The organism is Microcoleus vaginatus HSN003 (assembly GCF_022701255.1).
In the GTDB taxonomy this organism is placed as follows: domain Bacteria; phylum Cyanobacteriota; class Cyanobacteriia; order Cyanobacteriales; family Microcoleaceae; genus Microcoleus; species Microcoleus vaginatus_B.
Genome location: NZ_CP031705.1, coordinates 2,268,621 through 2,285,895 on the forward strand (window position 1 = coordinate 2,268,621; position 17,275 = coordinate 2,285,895).

Below are 17,275 nucleotides of genomic sequence, written 5' to 3' on the forward strand. Positions count from 1 at the left end.
GTGTCTTATGGTTGTATCTCAATCTTCCAATTACCTAATTACAAGCTATAACGATTTTGATGTCAGTTCCAGCCCCAGCAATGTAGTGCCGATGGTACTAGAACAGTCGGGGATGGGCGAGCGGGCCTTTGACATTTACTCGCGCTTGCTGCGGGAGCGAATTGTGTTTTTAGGAACTCCCGTAACCGACGAAGTTGCTGACTCGATAGTGGCTCAGCTATTGTATCTGGATGCCGAAGACCCAGAAAAAGATGTCCAAATGTACATAAATTCCCCCGGCGGCTCGGTGACGGCGGGCATGGCAATTTATGACACAATGCAGCAAATCCGCCCGGATGTGGTGACGATTTGTTACGGTTTGGCAGCGAGTATGGGCGCATTTCTGCTGACAGCAGGAGCCCACGGTAAGCGGATGTCTCTTCCGAGTTCCCGGATTATGATTCACCAGCCGCTTGGAGGCGCTCAAGGTCAAGCAGTAGATATTGAGATTCAAGCTAAAGAAATCCTTTATCATAAGCGTAAGCTGAATCAACTGCTAGCGCACCACACGGGTCAACCGATCGACAAATTAGAGGCGGATACAGAGCGCGACTTTTTTATGTCAGCCGAGGAAGCCAAAAATTACGGTTTGGTCGATCGAGTTATCGAAAAGGAAAACCTTCCGGCGGCGGGAGAGAATGTCACTGCACTGAATTAAGAGGCTGTTATGTCTAAGTACGACTCCCATCTAAAATGTTCGTTTTGTGGCAAGTCTCAAGAGCAAGTACGCAAGTTGATCGCAGGACCCGGGGTGTATATCTGTGACGAATGCGTTGACTTGTGCAATGAAATTTTAGATGAGGAGTTGTTTGACTCGAGTGCAGTGCCCGCAGCGGCGGTGGCCCCGAAGCAGGAAACGACGCCAAAGCGCCGCGCTACCTCGGGCAAAAGTATGTCGATGAGCCAAATTCCCAAGCCCAGGGAAATTAAAAATTACCTCGACGAAAATGCGATCGGGCAAGATGAGGCGAAAAAAGTGCTCTCGGTGGCAGTTTACAACCACTACAAGCGCCTGAGCTTTATCCATGCCAAAAATAGTGGCAAGCACCCGCCGGAAGAAGTAGAACTGCAAAAATCGAATATTTTGTTAATCGGGCCGACGGGCTGCGGAAAAACTCTCCTGGCTCAGACGTTGGCGGATATGCTGGACGTGCCCTTTGCGGTGGCTGACGCGACGACGCTGACGGAAGCAGGCTATGTCGGGGAAGATGTGGAAAATATTTTGCTGCGGTTGCTGCAAGTGGCAGATATGGACGTGGAAGAGGCGCAGCGCGGCATTATTTATATTGATGAAATTGACAAAATAGCCCGCAAGAGTGAAAATCCTTCGATTACGCGGGATGTGTCGGGAGAAGGGGTGCAGCAGGCGCTGCTGAAAATGCTGGAGGGGACGATCGCCAATGTACCTCCCCAAGGTGGCCGCAAGCATCCCTATCAAGACTGCATCCAAATTGATACCAGCAATATCATGTTTATCTGCGGCGGCGCTTTTGTCGGTCTGGAAAAAGTTATAGAGCAGAGAACGGGTAAAAAGTCAATGGGTTTTATTCAGCCCGGAGAAGCTCAGCCGAAGGAAAAGCGGGCGGCTGATGTACTCAAGCAACTGGAACCGGATGATTTGGTGAAGTTTGGGATGATTCCTGAGTTTATTGGGCGGGTGCCGGTGGCGGCGGTGTTGGAACCGCTGGATGAGGAAACGCTGATGGCGATTTTGACGGAGCCCCGAAATGCTTTGGTTAAGCAGTATCAAAAGCTGCTGAAGATGGATAATGTGCAGTTGGACTTTAAGCCGGATGCGATTCGGGCGATCGCCCAGGAAGCATACCGCCGCAAAACTGGAGCGCGGGCGCTGCGGGGAATTGTCGAAGAATTGATGTTGGATGTGATGTACGAGTTGCCGTCGCGCAAGGATGTTGCCCGGTGTACGATTACTAAGGAGATGGTAGAGAAGCGATCAACCGCCGAGTTGTTGGTACTTCCGTCTTCGCTGCCCAAGCCAGAGTCAGCTTAAAAGTAGATATTCACAATCACTAGGTGACTCTAATTCAACCTAAAACTTTTAGGGTATTAAGAAACCTGGAAGGGCGGCCACTCTTAGCAGCGCCCTTACTAAAAAAACCGGGTTTCTCGGTTTTTTTTAGTGATCTATAGCAATCATCGCATCATTTGTGATTTCTTACTCCCTCCCCGCGGGTTCGGGGAGGGTTGGGGTGGGGTAAAAAATTTACGACTCCTGCAAGGATTGCTATACTTACCAATCTATAAAATCATCCTCACCTAACTCAGAAGATAACTCGGGAAAATCCGGTTCAGATTCCAATCTAAAAGTTTCCGATTCCCAAATCTCCAAGTCATCAGACAAATCGACTACTTCCCCGTCAAACATATCAGCCAATTGCCTAGCCGTATTCGCGACATATTGAGCGTCATCACGCACCGCTATAGCCTGAGCGTTAAAGTCATTTTGAGAGTCGGTAGAACCGTTGGTGGGCGATCGCGATTCAGAAATTGCCGGCACATTAACGGCGGTATTTTCAGGCGCTGGCGGGTGTTTTTGTTCTTCTCCACCCTTCCCCAAAAAATCATCTGTAATCTCAGCATCCGCCGACTTCTGCACCTGTTGGCCCGCATCACTCACAGGATGAGAATTCCTAGGATTTTCGCCAACACGTCCGTTAGAAGTAGGCAAATCCTTGGCGCGGGAACTATTAGTTTCAGCGGGATTTGTCAAGCCGACTTTTACTGTTACTCGACGGTTAAAAACTTGCAAAAAAGCTTCTTCAATATTAGCTACTTTGTCTTTAACCATATTGAGCAACGGCTGCGAACTAATCTTAACATGAGCAGTATTATTGCTAAAAATTACTAGCTGTCCATGTTGGCGAAGCAGCGATTGAGTTCCATGCGGCCGCACGCGCTCAAGTACCTGTTCCCACACTCGATTTAAATCGATTTCATCGGCTGAATTAGTCGGTGAATAATTTGTTTGATTCGTTTCAGCAGTTGGTACAGGTGCGGGAATCGCAGCAGGAGGTGTGCTTTCTATTCGATTAGCCACAGGCGGCGACTGAGGCGGAGGATTTTGCGAATTGGAAACTGAAGATTGTTCAATATTAGATATCTGACTCCCCCCCTTAGCAAGGGGGGGTTGGGAGGGGTGAATTTGTGATGGAGTAATATTTTTAGCTGGTTCGGCTGTTGTTTGCTGCTGAGTTCTAATTGCTGAGGGCAACAATCCCAATAGCGTTACTTCCAGCCACAAACGCGGCTGAGTAGTGTTTTTAATTTGCACTTCGTGGGTTTGCAAATGTTTCTGACCTGCCAAAATCAACTCGGCATCCCAATTGCGGGCAAAATCCCCCAGTTTTTCCCAAGTTGCCGATGTTAAAGCTACTAAATCTGACCGCTTTGGTGCAGCTTTGGCTATTAGTAAATCTCGGTAAAAACTCGCGAGACTTTGCAGCACAATTAGCGGTTCCCGACCGCGATCCATGAGGTGGCGGGTCATGTCTATTAGTGCTGTAGCGTTATCTGTATCAATAGCTTGCAGCAAATCCATTAAGTCGTTTTCCGGGACTGCACCGACTAAATCCCAAACTTTTTCGACTGTTACTTCACGCTGAAATAAGCTTAGTTGGTCGAGCAAACTTTCGGCATCTCGCAGACCTCCTTGGGCGATTTGAGCGACCATTTGTACTGCATCGCTGGCAATATTGATATTTTCTAATTGGGCAATTTTGTGCAAGTGAGCAATCATTGCATCGAGGGGGATGCGGCGGAAATCGAACTTTTGGCAACGAGAAATAATAGTTGGTAATACTCTTTGTGGGTCGGTTGTTGCGAGTACAAATACAACGCGATCGGGCGGTTCTTCTAATGTTTTGAGTAGAGAGTTGAATGCCTGGGTGCTTAGCATATGGCAATTATGAACCAGAAGACAGTTAGCCACAAAATTGTGGTTGTCTTCTACTTCAATATCATAAACTCTCTCGACCCCAGCGACTTTTACAGATTCGACTGTCTCCAAACTTGTAATCCATTGAAGGGATTGAATACTTTTTAAAGTCTGATACCCATTTTCTACTGGTTTCAGCACCCATGTGTATGTAGTCGTAGGTTTTACAGGTGTTAGACCTTCTGTAAAATTTAGTTGTTGTTGGGTATCCCAAACCTGTGAGCCAAGTGGCAAGGAGTTGGTTTTCTGCCCTAGAATATCCTTCTGTATGAATTTGGATGCTTGGACTTCCTTCTGGGGAAATGCTGAGCGAGCCATCATCCATGTACCACCAAGCAAGTCCTTCTGGAGTGACGCGATCGAGCCAATCCATTGTGACGTATTTTCCGTTTCCGTTGGGTTTAACAGCGTCAAAGACATCTCTAAGTTGGGGATGGCAGGCTGTATTGCAACAGACTGATATATTTCCGTATCCTCGGTTAGGTGTAACTCGTAACTTTGGTCGCAGTGTCGAAAGGCAAGAAGCTTTGTATTCCAACCATTCCCGCTGCTTTTCTCCGTGTGTCCAGCCCAATCTTGGAAATCGGCTATATTTATTTGGGTAGGTGATAAAACCGTCTCCAAGCAATGTTCCGTAGATGAGTCCGAGTGTTTCTGGTTGCAAAACTTCGGCATTTGCCAAGAACTTTTCCGTTCTTGCATCCCAAAGTCCATGTCCTTTTTTATACGGATGTCGCTGCCAATTAGACTGAATACTCTTAATCCCTTTGCCTTTTTTTTGTAAAAAGTCTGGTATTTCGAGTTGTTCTCCACAGCCACACGCACAGAGAGGTCGGATGGCTTGAGCCTGTTCGAGAATAGAGGCAAAGTCGTAGGATTTTTGTCCGTAGGTATTCCCGTAAAATTGATGTCCTCTGGCAAATCTCCGCAAGCGTCCATCTGTTCCAATTTTGTGAATGACGGTGCCGCACCCACATTCACAGGGGATAGTATCTTCACTCCTTCTTTTACGTCTTTTGCTCGTATCCATCCCTGTTCTGTCCTGATTGGATGATTGCCAGTACATCTAATTTCTCGGTTGGCGGTTTTAATCACCAGTGTTTGTTTCTCCCCTCGGTCTAACCACCTCAAAACTTTTTTAAATTCCCAAACTTCTGAAGTTTCGTTATAGCTGAGAACTTGTTTTCCTTTGATGTTGGGATTGTCGATCCGCATCAGACCTTCGCTAGTTTTTACCTGAGAATCACCGGTCAAACACTCGTCTATTACATATACTTTATAGCGGCACTGTACGGGAGCAAATTGAGCTCGTTCGATCAAATCCCGAATGTTATCTACTCCCGTGTTGCTGGCTGCGTCGATTTCGATGACATCTAGTGTTGAACCTCGGGCAATTTCTTGGCAAACGTTGCATTTGCCGCAGGGTGTGGGTGTGGGGGCATCCGTAGAAATACAGTTGAGGGATTTGGCGAAAATTCTGGCACTAGAGGTTTTCCCGGTGCCTCTGGGGCCGGTGAATAGATATGCTGGTGCTATGCGCTCTTGTAGGATGGCGCTGGTGAGGGTTTGGGCGATCGCCTCTTGACCGACTAATTCGGCAAATGTCTGAGGGCGATATTTGTGATGCAGGGGTTCGTAGGTCACGATCGAATATTGGTGGTATTAGCTGTAATCTTAGCTAAGGAGACGTTGTTCGATCGCAAAGAGAGCTCGACTTTCACAGCACGCCGCCCGGTCGGCTGGCACGGCGTCCGTGAGCCAACAGTAGGAATTAGCACCCTCCTAACGTCCGCCCCTCGATCGTCCGGGCGATCGGCTGTTCTCCTTGATGTTTTCTGCTGCTGGCTCCCCGAGTTACTATTAATTTATGTGTATTTCTTTTTATTTTGCTAGAAACGGAGACCGCCGAATAAACATTTTTTTAGCTATATTGGTATAATATATTACAGACAATTCACCATTTCTATTTGCCAGTGCCAGCGCGGGATTTTCCGATATTTCGGAAACCTGCTTGCAGTTAAAGATAAAGTATTAATTAGAGGGTGCGTGCTCCAGTTGCAGAAATCCAGTTGTACGAAGATGATGGTGGAATGATGTCAATGTTGGTTGATCCAGTTGCACTACCAGCTCTACTCTGGAGTCCTGTAGAAATATAGCGTCAAATTTTACCCTTTAAAAGCCCATGTCAACCCAAATAATCCTTGTAGAACCAAGGTTGGCAGTAGCCTCTCCCAAACCTAAACAGGCTAAACCCGGAGATCCGTCCTCAGACCAACTCTTCATGGGAGCGTCGGGATTACTGTTGTTATTGCTTATCGGTTTAGCGGTGTTTACCAAGCTAAAACTCGACGATTTGAGTAAAAAGCTCAAATTTGAGGAGTTTAGAAATCGAGAACTCCAGAAAAAATACAAAATGGCTCTGGAAACCATGTCAAAGATGGAAAAGAATCCCGACCTTATCCACTCGCGAGACTTTAATTTAGACTACCTGAGAATGCGGATGGCGGAAGAAGTCTTTCACTTTGCCATTGTCAACCAGATCAAGGTAAAAGTCAAAGAAAAAATTAGTATTGCCCTGCGTCCGACTCAGGGTGCAGTGGGAGATAAAAACGGGAATGCCGGCAGCGGCAGGCAAGTGGATTCGATGTTTGATATCGAATACGAAACTGGCGATCCCGCAGTAAAAATAGAAAAACGTGTGCTGTTTCGGATTCAAATTAAGTTGATGAAACTGCCGACTCAGGCAACATCAGCGACAATTAATCAAATTATTGACTGTTTGGAAACTTATCTGAGTCCTTCAGACGACCACGACAGTTGGCAGCCGACAATTCAAGGTCGCATCGTTCATATTGAGTGGGATCAAAAAGCCAAGCCGACGCCGATGTTGGTGCTGGAACAGTCGAATGAAGGGGTGAATGTTACCTTTAGGACTACGAGAACGCCTGCCGGCAGACCTACAAATGTCAATGATAGCCAATTGGTAGGAGCTAAGGGTCAAAAAAGTGGCAAAAGTAGTTCTAAAACTCCAGCCAAAGGTGCAACCAAAAGTCCTGCCAAGGTAGGAGCAAAGCGTCCCGGTTCTCGGAAATAAGTTTAGGTGGGTTAATATTATTTTCCCGAAAGAACGCCGGTTGTCACCGTTGTTGATGTGTCTTGTGCGAGGTAGCCGTCTTCCATGTGAATAATGCGATCGGCGATGTCTAAAATGCGGTTGTCATGGGTGACAAGCAAAATAGTGCAGTGTTGTTCTTTGGCCAAACCTCGCATAATTTCTACCACATCTCGACCTGATTTACTGTCTAGTGCTGCTGTGGGTTCGTCTGCTAATACTAATTTCGGCTGGCTGACTAATGCCCGGGCGAGCGCAACTCTTTGTTTCTGGCCCCCAGAAAGACTGTCCGGGTAATAATCTATTCTTTCTCCCAAGCCTACAGCTTGCAGCATTCCCTCTATTTTATCATTAGTTTCTTGGGGAGAAAGATGGCTGTGCAGTTCTAAAGACATTTGCACATTTTGCCTAGCACTCAAGCATTTGAGCAAATTGTGACCTTGGAAAATATAGCCGATGTCGCGGCGGATTTTAACTAATTTATTTTTCGGCGTTCCCCGCAATTCTTGGTGGAGAATTTTCAGACTACCTTCTTGGATCGATCGCAAACCTCCAATCAAGGTTAACAATGTTGTTTTACCAGACCCCGAAGGCTCAGTCATCAGAACGATTTCGCCAGGATAAATTTATAGGTTGATATCAAATAAGGTATGTTTGCCAAGTTGTCCTTCGCCGAAGGAATGATTGAGATTTTTAATTGAGACAACAGGTAAAGTATTCATAGTAATGACTATATTTAAAACTATAAAATTAATGCCATATAGAGCAACAGCCCAGGCTCATAGAGAACCCATTTGACATCTAAGAGGCGAGCCTCTTAATCATCAGCCTAATAAAACAAAGATTCATGGATTTATCTTGGCAGTTGCATTACCTAAAGTTCTCTAGAAGTTCTTAACGAGGATTTTGCGCCTTTCCATCCAAGAATTTAACCGTTCAATTATCCACCTTGCCACCACCGGAACAAATCCTGACTTGCGCTGTGCTTCCTTTTTTTGTTTAGATGGTTTTTTCGAGAGTTCAAACTGGATTTTAGTCCTAATTTGTGGATAAATATTCTGTAATTCAATAGTCAGATGTTCGGGGGTGATAGCCGCAATCTAACAAGATGGTAACTTTGGGAATATTCACGGGTTTAGATTTGAAATAATCGAGGTTTTTACTTAACATCTCAATCAAACCTGCATCATCTGATAAATGGGCTTTTCTGCAATGAGTAAAGAAGGAAAACCCAAGGGTATCAATGGCTAGGTGTCTTTTAATGCCATTCGTTGATTTGTAAAAACAATACCCTTTCGATGCAATACGGGTATTACAAGTATTTTTTACAGCTTGTGAGTCAATAATCATTAACCTAGTCCATTTCGGTTTTTTTTGACCTGCTCACGAACTTGAGAATGTAAAACTCTCATCAGTTCTTCAAGCACACCCTGTGACCGCCATTGCTTGTAATACCAATAGACGGTAGAATATGGGGATAAATCCTTGGGAAAGTCTTGCCAATTGCACCCATTCTTGAGTTGATAGAAGATGCCATTTAGGATTTCTTTTTTAGTCGAGTTAGGTGGTATAGTTGGCTTTTTAATGGGTAATATTTGAGGTAATATGGGTTCAAGAATTTCCCATTCAGCGTCTGTGAGATTACGCTTAGGATGACATGAGAGCTTAAGGGTATTTTTATGACTATTTTACCTCAAAACCTGAGCGGGGAAAACCAACTTGAAAGCCTTTCCAGGTTTCGGTTTAAACTGAATTATCTTATAGCTTTTGGGCGCGATCGCGTGCTTTGAGACGATCAACAGAAGGATGTGATCGCTCGCAAGATGTCAAATGGGTTCTATAAAGTAGGTGATTTCCTAATTAAGTTTTGCCCACCTACTATTAAGTATTGTAAACAAATTTTACCTATTTAGGGATATCAAAAAGCACCTCGGTCATGTAATGTTCGGCCCAATCTTTACCGAAAGCTTTTTCGAGTATGCGACGGGTTTTGTCGTTTTGCTGCTGCTGGGTGCAGTAGTAAATTTGAGCGTCGAGAATTTTCGATGCTTCGGCGGCAGAGACTGGTTGGGAAGCGACTGCCTGTTTGCAGTGAATTTCAACGTAGGATTCAACTATGTCCAGAAATCTGCTTTCTTCTTCGATCGACTCTGGTCGCACAAACAGACAAAATTCTGAGAAAATATCCCCCCATTCGGGAATTTGGCGGGGACAAGAAAATTGCTTGATCGGCAAAATTTCCAGTTGGGTTCGGTAGGTTTCCGACAAAGTTCGATCGGGATTGAGGGGAGAAAGGTCTGCGATCGCGGCGCTAACTTGACCTTTGCCTGCTACGATATCCGTACCAAACATCGGCAAAGCGTAATTCGGCCTCGGAAACATCACGCAGTGCAGGATATCCAGCATTGGCCCGACTTTAGCGAGTTCGAGGTGTATTTTGCGGAACTGGGGCGTTTGATAGCAGCGGTTTTCAATGATCAGTTTTTCTCCTTCCAAGCGCCCTTCTACGTATCCCAACTCAGCGGGCAGGTTGTAGGGTTCGAGGTCGAGATAGCGGTGCCATACTGCTTCCATCCGGTCTGCTAAATCGCGGATGAGATGGTGCTGTTGGTCGCGCAGAGAAGGCTGGGATATTTCTAACATTCTTATTTATCGGGGGATAGCTTAATAAAACTTGATTCTACTGTTGCAAGATGCAGGAAAAAAGGTAGATACTTTAACAATATCAGTAGATTGACTTACGATCGAGCAAGTTTTACAGGAGATTTTGTATGTTTGGTCTGGGATTGCCTGAAATGGGCATTGTTGCGGTGGTGGCTATTCTAATTTTCGGCCCCAAGAAGATTCCTGAGTTAGGAAATGCTTTGGGGAAAACGCTGCGGAGTTTTAAGGAAGGGGTTGGTCAATCTGAGGATGAAGCTGTTGAGAAGGATAAAGAGGAAGAGGGCCAGCCGAAAGTGTAAATTAGGTTGGTAGTGAGGATTTTAGTCCTGCTTTTTAAGGGCTCAAGCCCTCACTAAGAACCTATTCGGGAAATTTGCGTTCTCTAACTTCGAGGGAATAATCTGTGACAGCTTGGGTAATCGTTTCTCGCAAATTGGCGTAAGCTTTGGCAAAAGGCGGCTGTTTTTCGGAAAGTCCCAACAAATCGGAAGTAACTAAAACTTGACCGTCGCAGTGCGGCCCGGCGCCGATACCAATGGTGGGAATAGTTAATTTTTGGGTAATTTGAGCGGCTAAGTCGGCGGGAATGTGTTCTAAGACGATCGCAAACGCACCTGCTTCTTGAAGTGCGATCGACTCTGCTAGGATGCGATCGGCTGCTTCGGCAGTTTTCCCTTGTTTTTTGTAGCCGAGTTGGTGTACCGACTGCGGAGTTAAACCCACGTGTCCCATCACCGGAATTCCGGCGGATGTTAGCTGCGAAACTGTGGCGGCCATTGCTGGATATCCACCTTCTAATTTTACAGCTTGAGCGCCGGTTTCTTTCAAAGCTCTCCCGGCCGAGTGCATGGCTTGCTGGGGACTTTCTTGGTAAGTCAAAAACGGCAAATCTACAACAATTAATGCTTGTTTAACACCACGGCGCACTGCTTTAGCGTGGTGCAGCATTTCATCGAGGGTTAGCGGTAGGGTTGTGTCGTAGCCTAAGACTGTCATGGCGAGGGAATCGCCGACTAGGATGATATCTACGCCTGCTTGATCGATGAGTTGGGCGATCGCATAATCATAAGCTGTCAGGGCAACAATTGACCGCCCTTGTTGTTTCCACTGAATTAATTGATGAGTAGTGACTGACATTTTAGTGCAAAAATATAATATTATCTCCGGCTATTACTTATAATACCAAATATAACAAATTATATACAATCCATATTGTAGGGTATATGAGGCGCGGCGATTAAGAATTGTCACAAAAACTTGAGCCAATTAATTCAGCGCCTCACGCAACAGCAAAAACTCAATGCACGCCTGCACTGATGCGCTTCAGCACTAGGTATAAGCTGCGATCGATCGACTAAATAATCAATAATTTAGGCTGCATATTATAGATTTTAACAATATTTCTAAGTGAGAGCGATATTTTTATTTATTCCTGAAGTTCGGCTAATAACTGTTGCCCGAAACGGTGTTTTTCCAATTGCTCAAATGTCAAATGTCCTTTACTGATTCCTTCCCGCCACAGATCAACATAATTTTCCCACACAATCTGAATGTTGGGATAGTTTTCTGGCAATTTGCTGCGAAAAATTTCCACAGCTTGTAAACACAGCGGTTCGGCTTCCGAGTACCTGCCTTGGGAACGATAAAGTCCGGCTAAATTGTTGATGTGAATGGCTAAACTGGGATGGTCTTCTGGGAGCGAGCGCCTGTCTATTTCTAATGCTTGCAAATACAGCGTTTCCGCTTCTGAGTATCGGCATTGGGATTCATAAAGTGCGGCTAAATTGTTGATATCAGTGGCTAAACAGGGATGGTCTTTTGGGAGCGTTCGCCTGTCTATTTCTAATGCTTGCAAATACAGCGGTTCCGCTTGCGAGTACCTCCCTTGGGAACGATAAAGTTCGGCTAAATTGTTGAGGCGAGTGGCTAAACCCGGATTGTCTTTTGGGAGCGTTCGCCTGTCTATTTCTAATGCTTGTAAATACAGCGGTTCTGCTTCCGAGTACCTGCCTTGGGAACGATAAAGTCCGGCTAAATTGTTGAGACGAGTGGCTAAACTGGGATGGTCTTCTGGGAGCGAGCGCCTGTCTATTTCCACTGCTTGCAAATACAGCGGTTCTGCTTCCGAGTATCTGCCTTGGGAACGATAAAGTCCGGCTAAATTATTGAGGTGGTTGGCTAAACTGGGATGGTCTTCTGGGAGCGCTCGCCTGTCTATTTCCACTGTTTGCAAATACAGCGGTTCCGCTTCCGAGTACCTTCCTTGCGAGTCATAAAGCCCGGCTAAATTGTTGAGGTAAATGGCTAAACGGGGATGGTCTTCTGGGAGTGAGCACCTGAATATTTCCACTGCTTGTAAATACAGCGGTTCCGCTTCCGAGTACCTTCCTTGGGAATGATAAAGTTGGGCTAAATTGTTGAGGTAAATGGCTAAATCGGGAGCGTCTTCTGGGATCGAGCACCTAACTATTTCTAATCCTTGCAAATACAGCGTTTCCGCTTCCGAGTACCTTCCTTGGGAACGATAAAGTTCGGCTAAATTGTTGAGGTGAGTGGCTAAACTGGGATGGTCTTCTGGGAGTGAGCGCCTGCCTATTTCTAATGCTTGCAAATACAGCGGTTCCGCTTCCGAGTACCTTCCTTGGAAATAATAAAGTGCGGCGAGGTAATTTAAACTACTTGATAATGCCAGTTCCACATCTAACTCTTGTTGAAGGGCGATCGCCTTTTTGAAATACTCGATCGCCAATTCATACTCATCCTGAAACTTTTCGCACTCTCCAGACTCGATCCTTCTGTAATAAATCTTCCCCATACTGGCATAAAGACTTGCCAAACTGGGGTCTTGGAGTCCTGTTTTCTCTTCGGTTCGCGCGATTAAATCCCGCAAATCTTCCAGCGGAATCAAACTCGGCGGTTCGCGATCGTCCTCTGCAACTAGGGCTCGAAACGGTTCAAATTCAGTTTTGGGAACAGCCGCAGTTTTTTTAGTATCAAAGCGAAACACACCTTTCCGCCAACTCCAAAAATCAGGAGATTCATTGCTAATCAAAACTTCAATTTGTCGCGTCACCCACAAGACAATCGAAAACGGAAACTCCCGCAATGCTTCCCGCGTCCATTGCAAATAACCAAAAAACACTTCTTGTTCCGATCGACTTTCGCCAAATTGTTTAAAAAACCGCAGTTTCTCCACACCCGTCACGGTGATCACGGCTTTTCCCCGCTGCTGCAAATATGCTTCTTGTTCGACTAAATTGGCGATCGCCGATCGCAAACTCGGTTCACCCCTCGCCAATTCTACGCGATAGCGGCGGATATCCGGTTCGAGTTCTGCTTCATAATCCGAAATCAGGCGATCGCGACAGTCGCTATCATCGCAAACTGCGATTAGCAAGTTGAGAATATCTTTACCCGCTTCTATTGACACGAGTAAATCTTCATAATTATCTTGGTTTTGACTGTTGAGATTCGACATAATTAATTGTCATTTGTATCGAAGTCTCGATCCCCCTAAATCCCCCTTAATAAGGGGGACTTTGAGAACACTCTTGTCCCCCCCTTCTTAAGGGGGACTTTGAGAATACTCTTGTCCCCCCCTTCTTAAGGGGGCTAGGGGGGATCGACTTTGGACTCAGACATTACCTTAGTCTCCCTTTGCTGGGACGAAAGTTTGTGCGATCGCGTTGCTAACGGTTTCAACCGCCGTTTTAACGCCGAGTTTAATTGTTGATTATAAAAGAAATTATTCAAGCGGAAAATCATCTCGCTGCTTTAACAATTCTAGCACGATCGGGTGAATGTCGTACCACAAAACACCATTGCGATATTCCAAAACATATAACCCATGCAGCAAGTCCAAAAACCCTTGTGCTTTCGGGTCGGCAGGTTTAAAATCTCTGTAAGTTGCCATCAACATCTCATAATCAGTTGTTCCTAAACGGGTATCAAAATCGATCCGTAATTTATTAATCGCTTCCTCAAACACCTCAGCATTAATTTTAATCGCAGCTTCTGGATTCCGTCGCACCAACCGCAAACAAATGCGGCAGCATTCGTTTGCAATTCTAATCAATTCTCGCAATACTCCACCGCTGTAGGCGACAACGCGATCGAGTGTTTCCGGTTCGATCAATTCGCTTCCCAAGCGTTTAGCTAAAATCTCTTTCAATCTCGCCGCCGGTTCCGCCATTGCAACAGCATCAGCATTCCGGCTTTCCCCGCGTTTAAACAGCTTAGTTACTGGCATAAACACGACTTGATTGTTAGTTTCCGTTTCCACGGTAGCGGCCAAAGAGACATCTCGCAGCGCCGAAATAGGAGTTGTTAAAATTATTCTAAAATTTGGCAAGAAAAGCGCTTTAATGTGTTCTTGATAAACTTGGCGAACTACACCTAAATCCAACTTATCCAGGTCATCAATCACCACGATTATGTCTTTTTTCGCGCCTTCTCGAACTACCGCCGCAATCTCGTTAATTGTCGCAACCAAATCAGAAACTTTGCGAATAAACTCTTGTTTGATTTCTTCACGAATCGTCGCATCAGCTTTTAACTTGCCTTGAATCATCTTAAACAAGTTAAAACCCACCGATCCGCTGGCGCCCAATTCGTCAATTTTTGTTTTAGTTTTAGTGGCAAACCAGTTATAAAATGATTCTTTAATTGATTGTTTGATGGGAATTTGCTGTTTTTCGGCTGCATCCATCAACTGAACTGCGATCGCAAACAAAATATTGATATGATTAACATCCGACATTTCGATCAAGTCGGAAATCGAGAAAAAGACTGTAAAATAGCGATCGTCCATCTGGCGGCAAAACTCAGCCAACAGTGTAGACTTACCGCAACCGCGATGTCCCGTAAAAATAATTTTACCGCTACCGGAAGGGTCATCTTCGACTAATTGCTCTAATTCTTCAAGCACTTCTGTCCCGTATTCTACTCGGAAGTTCTCGACTTCTTTCGGAGTTATCAGCGGCGATAACTCCATGTTTGCATACGCTGTCCGAAATGATTCTAATAATATTTTTGACATGGCACTCTGAGGATACTATTTAATGTTATTTATGATTATCAACTAATTTTCTTTAGTCCGCGCAGGCGGGCTTCGTTTGTGTAGAAGCGGTTTCAACCGCCGAATCATCAATGGAATAATTACCGCCATCCCAACCACCTGAGCACGGGAACAACTAAATAATGACTAACTCCCAAACAAAGCCCGATCGCACTTCCCAACAAACCAAAAAACACAATAGAGCCCCAAACTTGCAGCCAGCCGAAGGTAACGTTAGACAGTGACAAAATCCCAAAGAAACTCCCGGGAAAAATGTTCCAAGCATTCAGAAACAGAAATATTCCCGTAGAAAAAACAGCCACTACCAAAGCATGAACTAATTGATGACTCCGCAAACCCATTCCCACAGTCAAAGAGGCGATCGCAAAAGCTCCCAAAATAACCCCCTGCACACCGCTAGAAGCTGTTGCTTCCATCCAGCACAAACCCGCCAACAAATAACCCTGAGCTCCCATCAATCCAGACAGCCAATACTGTTTTTGCTGGCGAAAACTCCCCGCATCCGTCAAACCGATCGCAGTTCCCAACCCCGCAAATCCAAACAGCAGCACTTCCGGCCCGACAGCGAAAGTCATGTTAGGAATTAATTGCTGCAAACCTTCATTCAGAAAACTGGCAATTTCCGGGCCTAGAGGCGAAGCATAACCCAAAACCAAACCGCCGATCGCCCCCGCACTTCCACCAACGGCACCCAGCACCATTTCCCAGCCTGTATCCAGAGAAGCTACCACGATTTGGGCGATCGCGCCGAACAGCACAACCGTCAAACTTGCTGTTTTTTGCGCCCCCCCCACCACTATTTGCCGACAGAATTCTAAAATAGCTTGACCGATTGGGGCGATCGCGATTTTGCCGTTACTCCTAGCATAAATCTCCTGCAAACGCGATCGAACATCGCCAGCCGTCGCCGGACGCTGCTGCACATTCGATCGCACCATATCGTCCAACAAATTCGCCAAAGGCGGACTCACAGATACAATATGGCGCCACCGCAACTCTCCCGTCATCGGATCTTCAATTTCCGCCGGATACTTCCCCGTCAGCAAGTGAATGCAAGTCCGCCCCAGGGCATAAAAATCCGTTGCCGGCACCACACCGCCGCCCACAATTTGTTCCGGCGGACTGTACCCGGGCGAAATCAACCGCGTCGAACTCGGAGAATGTTTCCCCACCGATTCGACACCGCCCATTTGTTTAACTCCCCCAAAGTCGATCGTCACCAATTGCAGTCCGCCCAAACCCTTGCTTAGCAAAACTTGGGGCGATTCTGGGTCTCGCAGCATCAAATTTGAGGGTTTAATGTCGCGGTGAATAATTTGACACCTGTGCAACTCCTCTAAAATTTCCACAGCTTGACTCAGCCAACTAAACACCCATTCCTGCGGACATCCTTGAGGGTGCTCGTCGAGAACCTCTTCTAAAGTTTTGCCGTGAATCTTTTCCATTACCAAACAAGGCAGCCGCTTCGCCGCAGGATTTCCCTCGCCACCTGCAAAATTTTGCGTTTGGACGTGAAAATAACCGTCAGGCTCGACTCTCGGGACGCCCGGGTGCCGCAAACGTGTCAAAACCCAAGCTTCTTGCTCGAACAGCTTCAGGGCTTTGGCGGAAGTTTCGAGCAACACTTTCAGGACGCGATCGGTTTGAGTTTCTGTGTCCCAAACTGTGAAAATCGCTGCAAAACCCCCGGAACCGAGGCTTTCTAGAGGGACATAGCGATTTTTTAGTCGCAGAGGAGCCCCGCAACTATGACAAAAATTGTTGCCCCAAGTCTGAGGGTAGGGCCTTGGGCAATCTGGATTGATGCAGTGAACGGCTTTTGAAGGGGGGTGAGGCACAACCAGAGTAAAAATGGGGCTAAATATCCATAGTAGACTTACGCGCAGCTAACGCAGGAACCCGGTTTTCAGCGAGGTTAAATGGCTGTAACGACGGATTTGGTTTGAGAAACGAGCTTGCTCTTGCTGCACAAGTCCTGTCCATATTATGTGGTATCCTGTCGATTTTTGAGTTGGCAGTTTGGGAGTCACGGGATTTTAGATTTGGGATTGGGGATTTGGGATTTGGGATTGCATACTGGATTGCAGTTGAGATCGATCTCAACTACCAACCACAATTTTAGGTATTTCTAACTACTTCCCCCTGGCCCATTACCCCTTACCAATTCTGATTTTTAAGTATTAAATTCTTTACATAAACCGTATTAATCCGCTGTTCCGCTTGCTGCACAATATATTTCGATCGAGCGAAATTTTCCCGCCGGCTCTGCGATCCCCAGCCTTTCCTCCTGCATCCCTCGTAGCTTGCATCTTATAAGATATGTTACAAATCTTTTCCAGATGTAAAGCAAAATAAACAATACTTATGATGATTAAAAGAATATTAAAATCTCAGAGCGCCACTTTATTGATATATTTTTAACAGCCTG

The 17,275-nt window shown here is 45.8% G+C and carries 13 protein-coding genes and 1 pseudogene; 5 read left to right on the forward strand and 9 right to left on the reverse strand.

Annotated features, from left to right (window positions below):
- The first annotated feature begins 7 nt into the window (after positions 1 to 7).
- Both clpP and clpX read left to right on the forward strand, forming a co-directional pair.
- Entirely contained in the window at positions 8 to 697 is a 690-nt protein-coding gene (gene clpP / locus D0A37_RS09685) for an ATP-dependent Clp endopeptidase proteolytic subunit ClpP (protein ID WP_278187177.1), read from the forward strand.
- Positions 698 to 706: 9 nt separating this feature from the next.
- On the forward strand, positions 707 to 2,050 hold the full coding sequence (clpX, locus tag D0A37_RS09690; protein WP_242723604.1) for an ATP-dependent protease ATP-binding subunit ClpX: 1,344 nt from the start codon (positions 707 to 709) through the stop codon (positions 2,048 to 2,050).
- A gap of 240 nt (positions 2,051 to 2,290) precedes the next feature.
- On the opposite strand, the gene dnaX is transcribed toward clpX, so the two are convergent.
- Entirely contained in the window at positions 2,291 to 5,638 is a 3,348-nt protein-coding gene (dnaX, locus tag D0A37_RS09695) for a DNA polymerase III subunit gamma/tau (protein WP_242723606.1), read from the reverse strand.
- Between dnaX and D0A37_RS09700 the strand changes: the two genes are divergently transcribed.
- Positions 5,618 to 5,887: a hypothetical protein gene (locus tag D0A37_RS09700; RefSeq protein WP_242723608.1), complete on the forward strand. Its 270-nt coding sequence runs from the start codon at positions 5,618 to 5,620 to the stop codon at positions 5,885 to 5,887. The two genes, dnaX and D0A37_RS09700, sit on opposite strands and share 21 nt — an antisense overlap.
- A 289-nt stretch (positions 5,888 to 6,176) precedes the next feature.
- Positions 6,177 to 7,088 (forward strand): hypothetical protein, encoded by a 912-nt coding sequence (locus D0A37_RS09705; RefSeq protein ID WP_242723610.1) that lies wholly within the window; start codon positions 6,177 to 6,179, stop codon positions 7,086 to 7,088.
- Between the two features lie 17 nt (positions 7,089 to 7,105).
- Here D0A37_RS09705 and D0A37_RS09710 read toward each other — a convergent pair.
- The 4 genes and pseudogenes from D0A37_RS09710 to D0A37_RS09725 form a co-directional block, all read right to left on the reverse strand.
- Positions 7,106 to 7,828 (reverse strand): annotated as a pseudogene (locus tag D0A37_RS09710) (DevA family ABC transporter ATP-binding protein).
- Between the two features lie 343 nt (positions 7,829 to 8,171).
- On the reverse strand, positions 8,172 to 8,456 hold the full coding sequence (locus D0A37_RS09720) for a transposase (RefSeq protein WP_242723612.1): 285 nt from the start codon (positions 8,454 to 8,456) through the stop codon (positions 8,172 to 8,174).
- Positions 8,456 to 8,725, reverse strand: a complete 270-nt coding sequence (locus D0A37_RS29430) for a transposase (RefSeq protein WP_445242546.1) — start codon at positions 8,723 to 8,725, stop codon at positions 8,456 to 8,458. The genes D0A37_RS09720 and D0A37_RS29430 overlap by 1 nt, the downstream gene beginning before the upstream one ends.
- A gap of 286 nt (positions 8,726 to 9,011) precedes the next feature.
- Positions 9,012 to 9,749, reverse strand: a complete 738-nt coding sequence (locus tag D0A37_RS09725; RefSeq protein WP_242723614.1) for a phycocyanobilin:ferredoxin oxidoreductase — start codon at positions 9,747 to 9,749, stop codon at positions 9,012 to 9,014.
- 128 nt (positions 9,750 to 9,877) lie between these two features.
- Here D0A37_RS09725 and tatA point away from each other — a divergent pair, with 128 nt between their 5' ends.
- Positions 9,878 to 10,069 carry a twin-arginine translocase TatA/TatE family subunit gene (gene tatA, locus D0A37_RS09730; RefSeq protein ID WP_190734631.1) on the forward strand — a complete coding sequence of 64 codons (192 nt, stop codon included), beginning with the start codon at positions 9,878 to 9,880 and terminating at the stop codon, positions 10,067 to 10,069.
- 61 nt (positions 10,070 to 10,130) lie between these two features.
- On the opposite strand, the gene panB is transcribed toward tatA, so the two are convergent.
- From panB to D0A37_RS09750, 4 genes are all read right to left on the reverse strand, one after another.
- Positions 10,131 to 10,907 (reverse strand): 3-methyl-2-oxobutanoate hydroxymethyltransferase, encoded by a 777-nt coding sequence (panB, locus tag D0A37_RS09735; RefSeq protein WP_242723616.1) that lies wholly within the window; start codon positions 10,905 to 10,907, stop codon positions 10,131 to 10,133.
- 289 nt (positions 10,908 to 11,196) lie between these two features.
- Positions 11,197 to 13,248 (reverse strand): tetratricopeptide repeat protein, encoded by a 2,052-nt coding sequence (locus D0A37_RS09740; RefSeq protein ID WP_242723618.1) that lies wholly within the window; start codon positions 13,246 to 13,248, stop codon positions 11,197 to 11,199.
- A 267-nt stretch (positions 13,249 to 13,515) separates the two neighbouring features.
- A complete protein-coding gene (locus D0A37_RS09745) occupies positions 13,516 to 14,808 on the reverse strand; it encodes an ATP-binding protein (RefSeq protein WP_242723620.1) in 1,293 nt (430 codons plus the stop codon).
- Between the two features lie 119 nt (positions 14,809 to 14,927).
- The gene (locus D0A37_RS09750; protein WP_242723622.1) at positions 14,928 to 16,685 is read right to left on the reverse strand and encodes a serine/threonine protein kinase; all 1,758 of its coding nucleotides are present in this window, start codon (positions 16,683 to 16,685) and stop codon (positions 14,928 to 14,930) included.
- Positions 16,686 to 17,275: the final 590 nt, after the last annotated feature.